The sequence below is a fragment of the Bathymodiolus platifrons methanotrophic gill symbiont genome (assembly GCF_002189065.1).
In the GTDB taxonomy this organism is placed as follows: Bacteria; Pseudomonadota; Gammaproteobacteria; order Methylococcales; family Methylomonadaceae; genus Methyloprofundus.
In genome coordinates this window covers 1-18,179 of record NZ_BDMN01000152.1, presented here as the reverse complement: position 1 = coordinate 18,179, position 18,179 = coordinate 1, and the positions used below count along the sequence as shown (strand labels likewise).

General features: G+C 39.3%; 17 protein-coding genes and 3 pseudogenes. 2 read left to right on the top strand and 18 right to left on the bottom strand.

Translation table 11 applies throughout. From position 1 onward, the window contains the following. From CDZ78_RS24290 to CDZ78_RS09540, 3 genes and pseudogenes are all read right to left on the bottom strand, one after another. Positions 1-348 (bottom strand): IS1-like element transposase (locus CDZ78_RS24290; RefSeq protein WP_444979202.1); only part of this gene is annotated, 348 nt, incomplete at its 3' end. 71 nt (positions 349-419) lie between these two features. Beyond that, positions 420-518 (bottom strand): annotated as a pseudogene (locus tag CDZ78_RS23055) (IS982 family transposase); the annotation flags it as partial. A gap of 175 nt (positions 519-693) precedes the next feature. Next, positions 694-1,263 carry a hypothetical protein gene (locus tag CDZ78_RS09540; RefSeq protein WP_087869812.1) on the bottom strand — a complete coding sequence of 190 codons (570 nt, stop codon included), beginning with the start codon at positions 1,261-1,263 and terminating at the stop codon, positions 694-696. A 199-nt stretch (positions 1,264-1,462) separates the two neighbouring features. Here CDZ78_RS09540 and CDZ78_RS23675 point away from each other — a divergent pair, with 199 nt between their 5' ends. Beyond that, positions 1,463-1,588: a hypothetical protein gene (locus tag CDZ78_RS23675; protein WP_263458613.1), complete on the top strand. Its 126-nt coding sequence runs from the start codon at positions 1,463-1,465 to the stop codon at positions 1,586-1,588. 269 nt (positions 1,589-1,857) lie between these two features. Here CDZ78_RS23675 and CDZ78_RS09535 read toward each other — a convergent pair whose 3' ends face one another. The 12 genes and pseudogenes from CDZ78_RS09535 to CDZ78_RS23045 all read right to left on the bottom strand — a co-directional run. Continuing rightward, the gene (locus tag CDZ78_RS09535; RefSeq protein WP_087869811.1) at positions 1,858-2,205 is read right to left on the bottom strand and encodes a hypothetical protein; all 348 of its coding nucleotides are present in this window, start codon (positions 2,203-2,205) and stop codon (positions 1,858-1,860) included. 1 nt (position 2,206) lies between these two features. Continuing rightward, positions 2,207-4,198, bottom strand: coding sequence for an RHS repeat-associated core domain-containing protein (locus tag CDZ78_RS09530; RefSeq protein ID WP_087869810.1), 1,992 nt, complete (start codon positions 4,196-4,198; stop codon positions 2,207-2,209). Between the two features lie 40 nt (positions 4,199-4,238). Then, the gene (locus CDZ78_RS09525) at positions 4,239-4,811 is read right to left on the bottom strand and encodes a hypothetical protein (protein WP_087869809.1); all 573 of its coding nucleotides are present in this window, start codon (positions 4,809-4,811) and stop codon (positions 4,239-4,241) included. Between the two features lie 215 nt (positions 4,812-5,026). Continuing rightward, entirely contained in the window at positions 5,027-8,107 is a 3,081-nt protein-coding gene (locus CDZ78_RS09520) for an RHS repeat protein (protein WP_087869808.1), read from the bottom strand. 248 nt (positions 8,108-8,355) lie between these two features. Then, positions 8,356-9,207, bottom strand: a complete 852-nt coding sequence (locus CDZ78_RS09515) for an Lcl C-terminal domain-containing protein (RefSeq protein ID WP_087869807.1) — start codon at positions 9,205-9,207, stop codon at positions 8,356-8,358. 697 nt (positions 9,208-9,904) lie between these two features. Further along, entirely contained in the window at positions 9,905-10,078 is a 174-nt protein-coding gene (locus CDZ78_RS21870; protein WP_167374239.1) for a hypothetical protein, read from the bottom strand. A gap of 219 nt (positions 10,079-10,297) precedes the next feature. Further along, positions 10,298-10,459, bottom strand: a complete 162-nt coding sequence (locus CDZ78_RS21865) for a hypothetical protein (RefSeq protein WP_167374238.1) — start codon at positions 10,457-10,459, stop codon at positions 10,298-10,300. Positions 10,460-10,529: 70 nt separating this feature from the next. Then, positions 10,530-11,465, bottom strand: coding sequence for a replication initiator protein A (locus CDZ78_RS09505; protein WP_087869805.1), 936 nt, complete (start codon positions 11,463-11,465; stop codon positions 10,530-10,532). 343 nt (positions 11,466-11,808) lie between these two features. Continuing rightward, the gene (locus CDZ78_RS09500) at positions 11,809-12,384 is read right to left on the bottom strand and encodes a hypothetical protein (RefSeq protein WP_087869804.1); all 576 of its coding nucleotides are present in this window, start codon (positions 12,382-12,384) and stop codon (positions 11,809-11,811) included. Between the two features lie 72 nt (positions 12,385-12,456). Next, the gene (locus CDZ78_RS09495; RefSeq protein ID WP_087869803.1) at positions 12,457-13,011 is read right to left on the bottom strand and encodes a DNA/RNA non-specific endonuclease; all 555 of its coding nucleotides are present in this window, start codon (positions 13,009-13,011) and stop codon (positions 12,457-12,459) included. 350 nt (positions 13,012-13,361) lie between these two features. After that, on the bottom strand, positions 13,362-14,213 hold the full coding sequence (locus tag CDZ78_RS23050; RefSeq protein ID WP_147637378.1) for an alpha/beta hydrolase: 852 nt from the start codon (positions 14,211-14,213) through the stop codon (positions 13,362-13,364). Continuing rightward, positions 14,205-14,822, bottom strand: a pseudogene (locus CDZ78_RS23045) (IS6 family transposase); the annotation flags it as partial. The gene CDZ78_RS23050 and the pseudogene CDZ78_RS23045, both read right to left, overlap by 9 nt. 19 nt (positions 14,823-14,841) lie before the next feature. On the opposite strand from CDZ78_RS23045, the gene CDZ78_RS23670 reads away from it, so the two are divergent. Then, the gene (locus CDZ78_RS23670) at positions 14,842-14,967 is read left to right on the top strand and encodes a hypothetical protein (RefSeq protein WP_263458613.1); all 126 of its coding nucleotides are present in this window, start codon (positions 14,842-14,844) and stop codon (positions 14,965-14,967) included. A 282-nt stretch (positions 14,968-15,249) separates the two neighbouring features. Here CDZ78_RS23670 and CDZ78_RS09480 read toward each other — a convergent pair whose 3' ends face one another. From CDZ78_RS09480 to CDZ78_RS23040, 3 genes and pseudogenes are all read right to left on the bottom strand, one after another. Then, positions 15,250-16,233, bottom strand: coding sequence for a hypothetical protein (locus tag CDZ78_RS09480; RefSeq protein ID WP_087869801.1), 984 nt, complete (start codon positions 16,231-16,233; stop codon positions 15,250-15,252). A gap of 65 nt (positions 16,234-16,298) precedes the next feature. Then, complete coding sequence (locus CDZ78_RS09475) at positions 16,299-17,672, bottom strand: ICP22 family protein (RefSeq protein ID WP_087869800.1); 1,374 nt, start codon at positions 17,670-17,672, stop codon at positions 16,299-16,301. A 386-nt stretch (positions 17,673-18,058) separates the two neighbouring features. Further along, positions 18,059-18,179: pseudogene (locus CDZ78_RS23040) on the bottom strand (IS200/IS605 family transposase); the annotation flags it as partial.

Here is an 18,179-nt window from a genome sequence, read left to right as displayed (position 1 = left end):
AAGCTCCAGCCGAACGTCTAAAGGTGTTTCTGATTTTTGAGATAGAAAAATAGGATTTACCTGTACAAGGCTATCTTCTTTGCTTTTCAGGATGCTGATGACTGTATTTTTATTGATTTTCAGAACCCGTGCGGTGTCTCTAATACCACTGCTATTAATAGCCATTTCGACGACTTTTTCTTGGACTCCAGGCACACATGCATTATAGCGATAGTACAGCATAAATGTTTGAGTTTGGCAGGCACTATTTTTGCAGCGATACCGCTGTATATTTTGAGCATTCTTTCCTGATTTCATGATAGTGCTACAGCGACAATTTGGGCAACTTACTTCTTGATAACATTTCATTCGAGGAATTATGATGTAAACCTTTTACTTCTCCTAATTATTTAAGTGAAATAACAGATTTAACCCACTACCCTTTTCTTTTCACCACTGTCAATTTGTGTTTTTTCCCATTCGGGGATAAATACTTTACAAAAATCGTCTACATCACAAAATAATTGGGTTAAACTCATCAATGGGCAGCCTTTTGAAATAAATATATTCTTGGTTGCTTATATTTTTTCAGGTTTTATAGAAGGTTGCCCACTTTTCTTATCCCGAACTCAGGTTAATATAGAAAATTAAACTTAATGATAGCAGATAACCTGGAAAAGTGAACTTTATGCGACAGAACCTTATAACGCCTGCTTAGGTAGGATATTCTGGAGGAGATGCCCCACCTTTATGAGAGCCATTTGTTAAATCAACTCGAAATTCAACATATTTTTCATTGGCAGCATCCCTGCTTTGACCAATTATTTCGTCGCTAGTTACCTCACTGATTTCTATTCCATCCCAAGAAATTCTCTTTGTTTCCCAAAGTAGCCCATTTTCTCCATATGCAATAATTTCAGTAAAATCATGAAAAATCACAACATTATGACTAGGAACAGGGATAACACGAATAACAGGGCAAGATTTTACTACTTGAAACGAAGATACGCTATATGGTGATACTATATACGCATCACCTTTAGCAACAACCGTTAGGTGCTGCTTACCTGGGCCAGGGTATATTCTGCACTCACCACTAGGAAACATGTCTCCAAAAGCAAATATACCAACCCAAGAGACTCCTTCAGATAGAAAAAACTTTACCATTATTCCGTCACGACCTACGCCAGGCTCCTCATTTGGAATATACACTACTTCAGAAGTATTAGCTGGAAGCTCGGTTATAACTTTATATTCAAAATCTATTGATAATGTCTCGGTCATCATTACAGCTATCTTTTGCTTGGATTGAAAAACCGATGAGTAATAACTTCGGTTTTTCCAGATGCCGACGGTCTAACTCCAATTTCATAAACACCAGATCGACCATTCAAAGTTCCGGCCTTTGTATATACAGGCGCGCCATGCTACCTCACAACATTCTGGGACTCCTGTCACCAACATTCATTCGCCTACGCAGCGAATGGGAGATGCCCTGGTCGCCCTGCGTCCGTCTCAACTACGCACAAAACCCTGCTCCGTTAAGACTACCTCAAATGGCTGGACGGCTATTCGGAATGCAATTCTTGCCTCCCTCGCGCGCTACTAGCGCACTTCGGATCAGCGAATTGCCCTGTCGCCTACCAGGGACTAAAAATCATCACTCCGCTTAGGCTCCGTTTCCCTGATTTTAAGCGGATGATATTTATCGCTGACAATCGTCTTGTTTCCTTTAAAAATTTCTGAGTTAAAAGATTCAGGAAAATTATGGTTAGGGTTAGCGGCATTATTTATTCTTGGATTTTCAGTACGCCGTTTTAATTCTCGTGAGGAATAAATTCTATTTGGTTTTTTTGCTACACTCTTTGTGACATCAGATTAATCAGGAAAAAATAACTCGCAACTATTTTCTAAATCACTTGAAATAAATGCTTCCTCCAATCCTTTTTTATTATTACCATAAATTTGAAAGCTAACATGTTCAATGTTTTCTTCATCGTCATGAATTACTGAAGCTTGAATACCTTCACCAATATATTTATCAATGCCTAAATAGCTTTCTTCTAACACAAGACCTAATATTCCAATTAGAAAACTAAGTATATCTACAGTAAAGTATTTAATTTCAAATTCCCAACCATATTCACCCAAGGTTTTATTTGCACCCAAGGGGATTAGAAAGGCTGCTTTGTACTTACCGAGTGGAAAGGGTTTTGAATAAGTCACTCTATTCACCCCAAATTCTCACAGGAATCTTATTCAACCCTGCCTTTCTTGCAGCTTCAGTTCTATGATGACCATCTAATATCTCTAATCTACCATTTTGGTTTCGTGCTACATAAACTGGTTTTGTTTGATCAAAACCATTCTTCTTCATATCCTTCGTAAGTCGCTTAACTTGTGATCCTGATATTTCATTCCGAGTTTGCGTTGGTATTAGGTTTTTTGGGTTAATTTGCTGTGTTAATCCTTTCTTTGAAGCATTAAGAACTTTAGTAACACCTGCCGGTAAGCCAGGTATTACTAACGCGAATAGGTCAGCACCTAAATCGGAATAACCTGATGAAACAGCATGTTGATTATTGTTAAGATAGCCATAAGAAATTTTCCCTATATCATAGATGACATTAGCCGCATCCCACAGTGTTTCAACACACTCCCCACTAGGATCAACAAACTTCAATGGATTATTATGCGCATAAGCATACATATTCTGAGATTCAGGCACACTCATATAACCAGAGAAAGGGTCTCTCGATATGAATCGTCCAATTTCAGGATCGTAGTACCGGGCTCTCAGGTAAATTAATCCAGTGTCGCTTTCGGTTTGCTCTCCAGTATACCTAAAGTCATTACTGTAGCTTTCCTGACTACTAAAGTTTTCGCCAAAACTACCGTATTTATAGCGATTACGCGTCTTACCCAAACTGTCTTCTGTGGCCGTTACATTCCGTCCAGGACGGTCATATAGGTAGTATTGGCTTTTATCTTTATCGAGTGCTCCCCAATCATACGCGGCTGTACGCCCTAGTCCGTAACTATAGTAGCGTTTTACCACATATTTATCATCGGTTTCGAAAGCAACTTGAGGCAAGCCAAAGTTTATATGATTGATATAGCGGGTGGTAACATTATTCACGGTTTTCGCTACGCGATGACCCGCACCATTGTATAGATAACTGACGTTATTATTACTGTCCTGATAACCTATTAATAAGTTACGGCTATTGTATTGGTAATGGAAGGTGTTAACAGGTCCAGTTTTTGTAATCATATTACCGCCACCGTCATAAACATAGTTAGTAACGCCTTGCGGCGCGGTGGTTTTTAGCAGGCGGTTGTCACTGCTGTATTCATAAGAAGTAGTGCCGTTATGGTTGACCTTGCTTAGACGATTGCCACCCGCATCGTAACTATAACTCTCTTCTTGCCCATCTCGAGACCCTCCTGTATAGACAACTTGAGTGATTCGGTTTAAACCGTCGTATTCATAAGTTGCAGATTCAGTTTCCCCGGGTATTTGGCGGCTTATTTTGGTGTGATTACCATTCCCATCATAGCTGTAAATGGTCGTGGCCTTGTCTTCAGAATCTTTCCCGGTTTGCATCACTTTCGTCAATCGTCTGGCGGTATCGTAACTATAGCTGGTATAGCCATTTAATTGGTAGGATCCAGCGGTGTCGGTTACAGAATATCGAAGGTGACGGAGTAGAAGCCCTGTCGTTTCATGGTATTCGTAGCTATTATAACCATTAACGTCATAATGAGTTATTAGCCGCCCATCAAGATTATATTTATAATTAGTCCAGTTTCCTAGAGGATCTTTAAAAGAGGTGAGTTGATTGAGTTCATTGTAAAAATAATAAAACTTAGCAACGCCAGCTTGTTCATAAGAGGTTAGTCTACCTAAGGTATCATATTGGTAAAGGTCAGTGCCCGTCGCATCCTTCAAGCTAGTAATACGTCCCTCGCTATCGTAGCCGTATTCAACATCAGTATCTTCATCACTGGTGCTAACCTTAATCAGTTGATTTAAACTATCGTAGGTATAATCAATTTGATCTCCTTTAGCTGTAATTTGTTGAGTGATATTGCTGTTAAGATCGTATTGATACTGCTTTTGTTCAATATTGGCAAAGGAAGATAGGCTGTTAATCATGATTAACAGCAATAGGATAGTCTTTGCTGACAGGTGTTTTTTAAAGTAGATAATATTCATTTCGATGACCAACTAGTTTTTATTGGGTTCGCATCAATTTTTACTGCGGGATGGTTAGCCTTTGTCGCAATTTTTTCAAGACCTGTCGTTTAGGTTTCTGACTAAGTTGTTGTTGATAAAATTGTTTTCGCAGTTGTCTTTCGGTTTGCCAACGTTCAATTTTATTTATGTCTTTTTCAATTAGTTGATTTAGGTTTCCGTTTGATGAAATAAATTGTTCAGGTATATGTAGAATTTCCACGCCTGGTTGCCAATTTTCTAAGTCTGATAAATGAACTTTATTACTCAGTGAAGTATCGTCTGCATGCGCAAGACCTATCGTTTGTTTTGATATGTCTAAACCTGCATCTGGTAATAACCTGCCTGCCTGATTTAAAACTATTTGTTGTTGCGGTGGTTCTGTCATAGGTTCAGGTGCAAAGACAATATCTGGGCGGTGTAATTCTTCTAAGGCAGTTATTTTTAACTTTGGTAATGAAGTATTGTGTTGTACGGAAAGTGCCGTAATTGGTGACTTACCGAGGCTTTTTTCGGTAAATTCTATATTTTTATATACCACAGAAATAGCACTTATGCTTACTATGCTAATGAGAGTTTTTCCTAAATAACGCATTGCTTATATCCATGCCTGTGCGAGGATTATGGTTCTGTCGAAAAAGTTTATCGTGTGTGTAAAACCCGCCCATAACCGAGCTTTATGCGGCCAATTAATAAAATCGTTTCCTCCGATCATTTTCCTTTTTTTAATCATGTTCATTAGCTGGATACCTGCTAACTGGGTCAGTGATGAAAAATGGATCCAAGCGATAAACCTTGCGACAAAACCATTTACTCAGGTATTTCATACTCTTTGTATAATTCTTCTAAAGTACCTGCGTCATGTAGTCCATTAAAATCATTACCATAACCGTATACCCTACCATCTTTAGTTCCCATGTAATTACCTGTTTCTGGATAATAGCGTAAATAATAATTTTTATTTATAGATGATTCTTGGCGGTTAGGGAAATAGGTAGGGTATTTTTCTTCTATAGCATTAAATAAGCTATCAACCCGCGTATCCACCCACAGCTCATTAGTCTGTCGATCTAGCTTGTCATACCCGATGTTTCTTATGAGGCCGTTAGGCAGTGTTATTTTGGTAATATTGCCATGAATGTCGTAGCTGTATTGAGTGGTTCCTCCTTCTGCATCTGTGACTTCTTGAAGGAGGTTATCGGCATTGTAAGTGTATCCAGTGACATGGAGCCTGTCATCGGTTTGGCTAATTAAATTCCCATTCTCATCGTATTCATAATTTATTATTCCTGCTGGGGTTGTTACTTTTATAACGTGATCGCTTTTATCATATTTGTAGCTGACTAAGGTTGTTTCTATTGTTTCTGTTGTTTCATATCTTCGGATTAACCTTGATCGTTCATCGTATTCTAAAGACTGGGTGATTCCTGTTGGGCTGGTAATGGAAGTGGGCATACCATTGCTATCATATGTAGCAGTTTGAGTTTGCTGATTACCTGCAACACCACCTTGCTGGACTTTTAATACATTGCCCTGAGCATCATATTCATAATGGGTTACGAAATCGGAGTCTACAGCTACTTTATCTGTTTCTGTGTTTAGTTTAGCATTGCTGTATAGGGCGATTAATCGATTTAATTTATCATATTTTGCATAGGTTCCTTGTCCTTGACTATTTTCTGAATAAATCAGGTTACTAGCATTGTTATATCTATATTGCGATGACTTTTCCTGAGCATCGGTTACTTTTGTTACATTACCAAGTCTATCGTATTGGTAGGAGGTGGTATTCCTCATAGGGTCGGTGAAACTTGCGGGGCCATGGCTAGTGTTCCAGGTAAGGTCATATTGGCGACCTTCACTATCTGTACTGGTTAATAGACGATATTCATCGTCATAAAACCGCTTAATTGTCACTCCATTGGAGTCTGTACTATTACCCATGCGACTTTCTAAGTCGAATTTATTTTGTGTTTGAGCCTTGGCCGCATAGCTTTGTTTACTGGCCCTATTGTAATCGTCATAATTTGCGCTAAAAACCGTATCTCCTCTGCCATTAATAATCTTATTAAGTCGCTTTTCGGAGTCGTAGCCTAAGCTGACTACTCGACCGCAATCGCTAGTGATTTTACTGAGCATGTTTTCTGAGTTATAGCTGTAGTCTGCTAAGCTCCCCCCTGGTCCCTTTACTTGTTCTAGTTGACCATTTTCATAGACCAACTCTATTTTACGCTTATTTTGGTGTTGTATTTTTATGAGGTGTGCGTCTACGTTCTCATTATTGTAATAATAGCTGAGGCTTACTTTATTTATGTCTGTTACGGCTGTTAGTTTCCCTTTCTTATTAAAACTCACTTGGCTACCGTTATTGTGGTTTAGGATGTACCTGTCTTCCTCAACACTATAGAGTAAATGTACAGGGCTGTCTTTGTTGGTATAGAAAGGATTATTGTTACTGGAGACTCCTGCAAGGGTATAGGGCATTTCAGAGCTTCCAGTACGTACGAATATACGATAATGACTTCTAAAGCTGATGCTCGGTTTCTCTGTAGTTGCTTCGGTTTTGTAGCCTTTTTTATCATCGCTAAAGCGCAACCCATATGGCGTTATCCACCACCCTCTCCCTAATTCAGCTGTTTTTTCATTAAATGAGCTGTAGTAGCGTGTTAAAGAAAGCGTGTGATTACCTGCAACTGGAAAAGTCATATCTGTGGCAGACCAGCTAATATGGCCATCTTTCTTACTGCGGGAAAATGATTGTGAGACCGCATGATATTGTTGTCCGTCGTTTTTAAAGTCCCAGCTAAATTGTTCTTCATTGTTACGTGCAGTTAAGACCTTCTCTCTGAGTTCTGAAGTGCCAGCAGTATCGGTCTCTTCGTAATTGTCGTCATTTAAATTAAAATTTACTCCGCCCGTGTAGGTAAATTTATGGTGCATCCCTGCGACATCGCGCTCGTCTGATACTAAAATAGAGGGGGTTAAGTCAGGTGTGTTGACAAATACTGGCTCGTAGTCATCTACAAATGATATATCCATTGGAATATCATTATTCTTAATCCATTTTATAATACCAGTTATTTTTGCTAGTCGTTTTAAGTCTTTAAATGCCGCAAATTCTGTGGCAAATTTATCGTAATTATTTGTAAAATGTTCCGAGAAAGCAGTTGATGCGGGATCGTTAAATATGTTTGATGTTTTAGTTTCAGACTCAAAAGTTGATTCGTTCAGGAGTTTTAGTGAAACTTTATCAATTTTCATAGCACCGCCATCAGCACTTCTACTTAATCGAACCTCATCAGGTACAAACCACATTCGTGTTGACCATTCGCTCTGATCAGCATATAGCTCTGGATTATCGAGTACTCTATCTAATAATGTCCTATAACCTGCTACTTGAGATGTAACAGGTTCACCCGTAATGTTGCTTTTACCACTTGCCAGTTGTTTCATGCGTAAATCAGCGTCAAACATTATCTGACCGAATTTTGTTTTCCTGGTTTGTCCGTCATACCTAACCTTAAGTTGACCCTCAACTTCTGATGGCTCGGTACCTATTGAAACACCAGGGTCTTGAGGGGCTTTATCCCCGTAACCATAAATGGATCGGATTGCAACACTGAGATCATCCATATCCATTTCTGGCAGTTGAATTCTTTTTTTCCCATAAAAAATAATCTGACTAGTAGCTGGATCAAAGATAGCTCCTTCAACGTCTTCTAGTTCAAGTAGTAGTTCTGCTGTTTTATTCAGTGATACCCCTCCCCAGCTATCCGCAGAAGCGCTTGAATCGCTATACCCTCCAACAGAGCAACTGTCGGCTTGCAATCGTACTGAATGTGTTAGAGCAACAGTTACGCCTATTGCTAGCAATGTTTTTTGTAAGTACATGTCTTTTCTCCCTGAGTATCTCTATGGCCTATTTGGTTGGCTTTTAGGTTCTGTTGCAAAAATTTTTGTGTATGTATACACCGGCCACAACCGATCTTTATGCAGCTAAGTGGCACGTACGCAGAACGTCTGAGGCGCCGAAGGCATTAGCCGGTCTCGTTAAGTTTTTTCTGCTTTTGATCCTTTTCATGAGATCAATACCAGAGAATGTTTTTTGAGCACTGCGGGGAGTTGCTATTTTTTTCGGGTTAGAAAGGACGAACAGGTCGTACTTTAGCCGCGGTTATAACATTCTTATAATCTGGATAATCCGAAACATAAGTAGGCTCAAATATCATCAACCAAGCACGCTCGGAATTGTCCTCTGTAGATGACCAAAAAAGAGTGGTTCCGCTGCGATGAAATCCTGGTAAGCTGCTTTTATAGACTACATAGTATATTTCTTTTAAAGAACCTATAGAGGGTAAGTGCCAACCAGAAATGCCATTACTTGAGTAACTAGCTGCTACATGTGCCGCTGATTTCACACCGTCGATAGTGCAGTCGGCAGCTAAAATGGCATCTGTATTTGCTTTACCATCCCCTATTTCTTGTCCTCGTGCGCCAGTAATAGCGATTCCAAAGCATCCCCATGGGGAGGACACTAAATCTTCTAAGCCAACTTCTAAACCATGTTTTCCACCATCAGTGGTGTAATAGACAATCCCGCCAGCGGGACCTGTATCCCCCTTTTTATAGGTGTATTCACAAGCTTCATCCTGAAGATAATTACTGCCTTTACAAAGCCTCAGGTTCCGAAACTCTGTTTTCATTTTATCCTCTTGAGATGGGTATGATAAGCTCGTAATTCTATCGTTTATTGTTGAGACTTTACCCTTTGTATTTTCAGAAATATCCCTGTTAGTATCTGCTATAGAAACTGGAATTAGGGAAGGGAGGGCTGAAAATTCACGGGGGCTCTGAGGATTCTTGTTTTCTTCCAGATTAATCTGCGTGGCTATGCCATGTTTTTTTATTTGAACCGGCGCTACATTATGTCCCGCATTCGCAAATGAAATGGATGAGACTAACAAAGCACTTGTAATAACTATAGTTTTCATAATGGCTCTTGTTTAAATTAACTGTAAGGCAACTCGGCTACTAGTTGGTTCTGTCGCAAAGGTTATCAAAAAAGCGCAGAAAGCTATAGTGGTCACCTGAGTCAAGACAAAAACTCACTGAGTTTAAGTTGTACATTCAATTTTACTTGCAACTGAACAGCTTTGCCCCTGTTTTATCTTTGTTTCCGTTGTTTCGGCTTTTGTGGCGGCAGTATCCCCCGCTGAAAAAATTCAGAATCTCTGTTTTTTTCATGGACTTTATGAAAATATATACGATATAAAAACTTTATTTTCTGTTGTATAAATAGTGATGCCTTTGTTTTTTAGTCGCTGGGTATGAATTTCACTGGTGTATTGACTGCTGTGCTTTCACTTAATACTGAACATAGTTAGCTCCACACTTCACCACTGGAACAATTGATTAATATAAAAAAGGGGAAGACTATCTTAACTTTTTAATAAATTGGGCTGGACAATGTGGAGCATCATAGTCCAACTAGCTGTTGGAGACAAAATGAAGTCTGCTAAAGAAAAATAACCTATCCACCAAAACTATGTTATCTACCCTTTACCAAAACTATACGTAACTACTCAAAGTTAAAAAATACGCTGAGTAGTTACAACTAGACAACCGAAAGACTATTGCGAAAAAAGTAATTAGACTTTTACAAAAAAGTTCTATATCAGTTTTATTCCTTTAATTTTGATGCTGTACGCGTAGCATCTGGTTAGCACCGATTTGAAATTCATAATTTACTTCTTCAATATGGGCTTTAAAGCCTGCCCGTTCTAAAGCCTGTATCACGGGTTCTAGGTGTATAGACGTTTGATGTGATAAATCCAGCAACGGGAAAATGCGGTTCTGTCGCAAAAAACCGAAAGCCACTATTATAAGGTTTAATATCATCCAAAAAAGATTCACATGTTCAGCTAAAAATAGCGGTATTTTTTAAGGCATTATTAATCTGTATGCCAGGTGGTATATGGCTTGAAAAGCTATCTGTCGAAATTTTAACGATAGGGTAATCGAGATTTCATCTTGAATGAAATATTATTCATTAGCTGCATAAAACTAGGATATAGTCGGTTTTTACACTTTTTGCGACAGAACCACAATATGAGGTTCATGATAAAAAGCTTCTATTTCAGCATCAAATTCAGATTTTTCTCTATTTACACCTGATGAAGTAGAAAATGCAACCACTATAAAAATTGAAGCTGCAATAACTAACATTGGGATAAAAGTATTCACTTTGAACTCCTAATTTGTAAAACAGTTATTTGTTAGTGTAATCCCCCCAAACTTCTTATAGCTTCTAAGCTCACCCTTTCAACGCATCCCTCAATCCCTTAATCCTACTCTCAGCCTGATCATAACTTTCCCCAGGCCTAGCATACTTCTCAACCGATTTTTTACTTACATACTTAGGTAGTTGTTTGGGCGCTTTGCTTTCTTTAGGTGGCTCTTTTCGTGTAAACATCACAACATCATTTTCCATTGATATGTTGTATTCAGGCAAATGGTTTGTTTCTGCTATTTGCTTTATATTAAAGCGTAATAATTTCATCTGCGATGTAATGCCAAGCTTTTCTTTTAGGTTAGTAAGGCTAATTTTCCACGTTACTTGATTACCGCAGTGTTTTCTAGCTAACTCATAAAGTCTTCTTTCTGTGGGCTTCCGTAACCTAAAATAACCCCTATCAATCGTTAAAACAGCATCACCTAAAATAGAGCTATAAAACCAATCAGACAGCTTTACTTCAATTGCTAACGCTTTTCCTTTGGTGTCTTCTTTTACAACTTCCCAGCTATCAATTAAACCAAATTCCTTTGTTACTTCTTTCCCGTTGGTCTTAATATTGGTTTGAATTAACGTACCGTTAAGCCGCCCTAACCCTTCTTTTAAAAGCTTATATTGAGTTCCACCTAGGCTTTTATTAGTTGAAATAATATAATCGTAACTGGTGAAACGTACCGTTTGAGAGATACTCTCACCTGAATTTTTAGCACTCATCAATGCACTGGCTAAGTACAATAAAATATCTTTATCAAAAATAGTCGCAAGTCCTGTATAGCTTGGCTTTATTTTAATTGTTGTGTCATTACGTTCATAAACAAGCATTCTATGGTCTGGCTTTTTAGATAGCGAAAAAACAGGATGCTCCATACTTGCAATATCATCTTTGAATGAATCAAAAACATCACAAGTAAAAAAGTCTCTTTGTTTATGTCGATCAGGGAGTAAGGAATCAGCCATTTTTATTGGTATATCAAAAACCGAGAATGTCCCAATATTACTCTAAAAGTATTGGTATATCAAAAACTTTTATGTAAAAATACACGTGACTTAAAGAAAAATTCTTCTGAATCCCTACCTTGTAAAAGTCTAACCAAGGCATGTAAAAGTCTAACCTTTTGTTGTAAAAGTCTAACCAAACCTTGTAAAAGTCTAACCTGTTTTTTTTTAATGCCCTGATTGTAAAGGCCTACAGAGCATATTTATACTCTGTAACATCTATTAACTATCTATTAACTTATCTAACTTAGATTTTATTTTTTTATTTATTAAAAAGCTAAGAAAACACACTTTTATTTTTAGGTTATCTTTTATTATTTTCTGCTAACTTCTTATGCTGCAAACAAACCCGAATCATTAGCCTATTTTGAATAGTGTCTACCTTAGCTGGTTTACTGCACCGCTCACCAGTACCTGTAATCGCCATGCAATCATATTCTCGGTGTAATAATTCATCATAAGTGTACTTTAAATACCGGCAACTCGACTTTAAGCTTTCTACTTTACTGTCCGCATGCACAGCCTTTAAATGCTCTTTATCGCGCTCCTGAATAAGCTTTAAGCCAATATTTTCTCTTTCTATTAACTTAGCTTCAATAATCAGCTTCTCAGCTTCTAATTGTAATATTTTTTCTTGTAAATCAGTAACAATGCTGACGGAAGCAGGATCATTGTATAAGGTCGTTTGTTGTTTTGCATCTTGATTACTTGTAACTATAGTCAAGTCATTTAATCCACAACCTTTCTTATATTGGTCTTTTAAATCATTAATTAACGGTATTAATGCCTCATCAACACGCACAACACGCGTCTTATTAATTTCTTGAGCTTGTTTACGTCCTGCTCCTTCACGTTTACCGCCCCAGTTCGATGGTGTCATTATTGAATTCTGTTACATTTAATCAAGTTGATTTATTGTAACAGAATTCAATTTAGGACTTTTACTAAAGTATTACCCTTTGTTACATCCTCTAGGAATGACCCAAGGGTTAGATTTATCATACTTAGTAAAATCAGCTACGGGAACCACTTCGCCAGTGACTCGTTCAATCTCTTTAATCGAAACAATGTAAGCATCGGATTTTTTACGTGTCGCTTCTTGAGAGTTAGGCACAATCCAAGCAATCGCGCGTTCATTTGAGCCAGTACCTCGAATAATTACCTTCCAGAATGCACTCGGTGTTTTTACTCCATGTGATTTAACAAAATAATCATCATCCGGATTATTACCCCAGATCACACCACCAATAATTAATAGATCAGCTATATCACGATAGCATTCGGTAATTTCTTCCTTCATGAGCCAAGCACCCCGATTCATATTAGCCGCTTGTGGCAGAATATTAGTCATCGTGTTAGAGGCTTTAATCGCTGTCTTTGAGTAGTCTAGGTGATTAGCCGGGACTAAATGGCCCCGGTCATATCTTTGATCTTTTGCTTTGTAGGTTTTAGCTGAATATTGCTGGCATTCTTTAGGTACTTTTGGATCAAGATAAAAACGAAAGATGCCACGATTAAGGTCTTAACTTATAAAGATGAAGCTGAATTAAAAGCCGATTTAGATAAGTTTTTAGTGTATTACAACCTTAACCGAAGGCATGGTAGCCTAAAAAGAGAATTAAAGGTAAGAACGCCCTTTGAAGTTCTTCAATGTTGGTATAGAATAAATCCAGAAGTTTTTAGAAAATCCCCCGATATGTTTCGAGCTGAACTTTTAAAAAATCATGGTACAACCTCGTGAAACCTGACAAGTACATAGCCATTTTTAGTTGAACATGAAAACCTTCTTTGCGGATGAAATTAAATCTTATTATCGTAGTTAATAGAGTTATTTTGTTCTTTGCGACAGAACCTTATTTATAGGGCAATCCACCATGTCACAAACTTCAGAAGCTCCCCATTATCCAGAAAATTCTCAGAAATACTGTGACCCTCACCCTCCAAAGCGACTATAGTACAATAATCATTTTCAACACCTTTTAATTGATAGAATTTACAGACGTCTTGAGATTGCTTAAACGGAACCAGCAGATCTTCTGTGCCATGAAACATTAGAACCGGAGGAGAGTATTTATTAATCCGGTATAGTGGAGATGCCGAGTAAATATTTTCAAGCGTATATGGGTCGATAAAACTGCTAACATAATATCTCCCCTCATCATTTGTTTTCCCTGTCAAATCCCAAGGACCAGAAAAAGATATAATCCCATGAACTTGACTATCTAGTTTTCCATCTGCTGTATTTACTAGGTAATGTCCCAACATTGCTGCAAGATATCCTCCAGCTGAACCACCAACAGCAAGAATTTTATTAGGATTTATATTATAGCGCACAGCATTATTTTTAAGCCACCAAACACCTTGAGTAACATCAGAAATCTGATCTGGCCATTTAGCAGCAGGTGCTAAAGAATAACTCACGTTGATGACAACAAAACCATTATTCGCAAACCACACGGCAAGATCTTCTGTATCACTGCGATCTCCACTTACCAGTCCGCCTCCATGCATAATTACAGCCGCAGGAAGAGGTTTGGTTTCAGATCCATCCCTATCTTCAGGTATAAACAAATCAAGACTTTCCCTCCCATCAAAAGTATATGGAATATCATATGTGATTTGGATGGCACAAGCCTCACTAATAAATAACGATAAAATTAAATATAATGGAGATTTTAAACTAATTTTTATTCGGGGAATTCGAATCATATGCGCGGTTTCAATTCCGTCAATCGTTGCTTGAGCGGAGTGAAACGCTTTAAAGCCCATCATTGGCTTTGTTATTTTTTTGATAAATCGATGATCCTGTTCGATGATGTTATTCAAATATTTAACCTGTAATATGTCGATCATAGTGGCAAACCCAGCGAGGATTAACAAGAGGTTAATATTGGCTAATCCTGCATAGTTAGCGCCACTTTTATCCATAACGACCTTATCAGGAAAGCCATTATTGTTAATCGTTTGTTTGAAAAATGCGGTTGCAGCCTCTTCATCACGGCGCTCAGAAAGCATGAAATCAAGCGTATCACCGTGACTATCAACAGCTCGGTATAAATAGGTCCACTGACCCTTCACTTTGATATACGTTTCATCCATGCGCCACGATTTATTGGTTTCTCGTTTCTGAGATTTAGCGTTTACAGCAATGTCAGGAGAATAACGGATAACCCAACGATTGAGCGTAGCATGATCCACTTCAACACCTCTTTCTTCCATAATTTCTTCAAGGTCGCGATACGAAACGCCATACCTGACATAAAAGAAACAGGCGCGCCATGCTACCTCACAACATTCTGGGACTCCTGTCACCAACATTCATTCGCCTACGCAGCGAATGGGAGATGCCCTGGTCGCCCTGCGTCCGTCTCAACTACGCACAAAACCCTGCTCCGTTAAGACTACCTCAAATGGCTGGACGGCTATTCGGAATGCAATTCTTGCCTCCCTCGCGCGCTACTAGCGCACTTCGGATCAGCGAATTGCCCTGTCGCCTACCAGGGACTAAAAATCATCACTCCGCTTAGGCTCCGTTTCCCTGATTTTAAGCGACAGCATAAAGAATGACATCTTTTGGAAAGTGAGTGCCTTTGAAACTGAGCATATGATCCACCTTTATATTGAAATTGAGAATTATGATAGCAGATAACGTCGGGAAGGGGGGAGTTATGCGACAGAACCTAATAATAGACTATATTACAAAATAAACATTATTTTTAAGCCTCACCCCCCCGATATTCTTTAATTATGACATGTGGATAGGTTCTCTAAGGCTACGCCAAACATGCACCCAAGCGAATCCCTCATCATCTAAGTCTTGCATGTATACCTGAATTGTGTAAGTTTTACCCGCCTCAAAGCGTTTTACTTGTAATTCTTCATTACCGACTCCTCTATCACCGTCACTCTCTCCTGCGGCTACCATAGAATAACCATCCGGATGATAAATTTCCATCACGGTATCTTCGTCATCACTGAAAGTTTCGATATTATACCAGCCAGATTCTTTGGGGGTAAATTTAGTTGTGAAGTGAGTTCTGGTTGGTGCTAGCCAAACCTTCTTAGCGTATCCCAGAGTTAGAGGATCCCATAATTTCTCGACCGGATCTTCCGCACGGACATTTAATAGCATACTACCGTGAACCGTCCAATACTCCAGATATACCTGTACAACATATCTCTCACCTGCTTCAAGATACTTATGCTGAAGCTCGTTATTATCTATCCCGTCGTCACCATCACTCTTACCCGCATTTACAATGGACTCCCCGTTATGATAGATCTCCATAACAGTATCCGTGAACCCGTAAGTCTGGAAGAGATGCCAACCAGAGGTTTCGGGGTAAAAGGAAAATGTCATGTGTTCGTCATCGTACAGAGAGAACAACTTGGCACGTGTCACATAAATCTCTGGATATATATCGTTAGCGCGTGCCTCTCTCTTCTCTCTTTCTATTCTTGCAATTTCTGCCAAGCGAGCTCTTTCTGCTTCTGCCCTAGCTTCTTGAGCTTGACGTTCTTCTTCCTTTCGTTCCTCCGTTATATCCAGGATTAAGTCATCCCCTGAGGCTGCAGAGAAATCATTAACAGAGGAAGCACTACTGACGGGTTCCATCACTTTAGGGGTAACACCCTCAACCTCTTCTAAGTTGGTGATCGGTGTTATCGCGTAAGTAGGGGCATTGAATAAGATCATCAACACGGCGGATGACATTAGTTTAGTTTTCATATTATATCCTTTTGAGGTTTAGTTTCAGTGGTCAGTTGCCCCGAAGGACAACCTTTTCTCCTGAATTACAACGTTAGTGGGTTCCAGTGGCTTCTCCAAAGATGCACCCAAGCAAAGCCCTCATCATCTAAGTCTTGCATGTATACCTGAATTGTGTAAGTTTTACCCGAGTAAAAGTACTGTAAGTGTAATTCTTCATTACCTACTCCTCTATCCCCGTCACTCTCTCCTGAGGCAACCATAGAATAGCCATCAGGATGGTAGATTTCCATAACGGTATCTTCGTCATCACTGTAAGTCTCTATGAGAAACCAGCCGGACTCCTCTGGTGTAAATTTAGTTGTGAAGTGGGATCTGGATGGTGCTAGCCAAAACTTCTTCGCATAACCAACTTTTAAAGGATTATATAATTCTTCAAGAGGATCCTCCGCTCTTACATTCAAGATTGTAGCACCAAAGACTGTCCAACTCTCCAAGTAAATCTGTACCACATATCTCTCACCTGCTTCAAGGTACTTATGTTGAAGTTCGTTATTATCTATCCCGTCGTCACCGTCACTCTTACCTGCATTTACAATGGACTCCCCGTTATGATAAATCTCCATCACCATGTCCGTAGGTCCGTAGGTCTGGAAGATATGCCAACCAGAGGTTTCAGGGTAAAAAGAATAGGTCATGTGTTCGTCGCCGAACAGTTCGAGTGAATGGGACTTTGTCACATAAATTTCTGGATATATGTCGTTAGCACGAGCCTCTCTCTTCTCTGCTTCTATCCTAGCAATTTCTGCTAAGCGGGCTCTTTCTGCTTCTGCCCTAGCTTCTTGAGCTTGACGCTCTTCTTCCTTTCGTTCCTCCGTTATATCCAGTACTACATCATCCCCACCTGCTGTAAGGGGATTAAAGTTCCCCCAGTCTCCCTCTGTTATATCATAATCTTCGGATTCACCCTCATCTGTATTATTGGTTTCTTCCGTTGATTCAGGAGCGGCCTCTTCCTCTAATCGTTTTGTCTCTTCTGCAACAAAGCGGTCGGACTCCTCTGTTATATCTTCGTAGCCGACCCCACTAGGGTATAAAAGAGTATATCCTGTCTCCCCCCCGTCCGAGGAACTGCCCCCTTCAATACTGATACCCTCTCCAATACTAATACCCGCTTCTTCCGCCGCTTGACGAATGGCATCTTCTTCCGTCTTACGAGCAACCTCTTCTGCGGCCTTACGAGCCACTTCTGCAAGACGTTTAGTTTCTTTCTCAAAGAGTTCCGCTGCCCCTTGGACTAGTCGTGGATCTTTAGATACCCTATCTCTCCCTTCTCCGGGGGTTAATTTTGGTATTCCCTCACCGGGAACCTGACGGAATGAATCCCACCCTGCTTGTGTGGGATTGTTTAATAAAATCAGCAACGCTGACGCGGTCATTAGTTTAATTTTCATTCTCATTCTCTATCCTTTACGATTAGAGAGTCCCCCCGAAACAGTCATCACTACCCAGGAGACTCTTGCTTAATTTAGCTTGCGTATTAGTAAATTTTACCCCACTGATAAGGTTCTGTCGCAAGAACTTATTATGACGGTAAAGATTTCAGCTACTCAATAATTGGGAAACTTCAGTTTACTGGTTCCTTGAGCATTAGCTGCAATCGCCCCAAAAGTAAGATTTCCATCCCTAATAACAAGGTTCTGCCGCAAAAGTTTATCGTGCGCATAAAGACGGTTCTGTCGCATAAATCCCCCTTCCCAACGCTATCTGCTATCATAATTCTAAATTTCATTCAACCACTATGCACTAAAAGTGCATAGATTGCTCTTGGACTGAAAGTCCACTACTACTCAAGGAGCATACTTCCTAAATCCTTGTTTGATGGGTTTCTATGGTGCTCTAAATACTCTTGTACCAACTCTTCCGTAACATTACCCGTTGTCCAGGCTCCATACCCTATTGCCCAA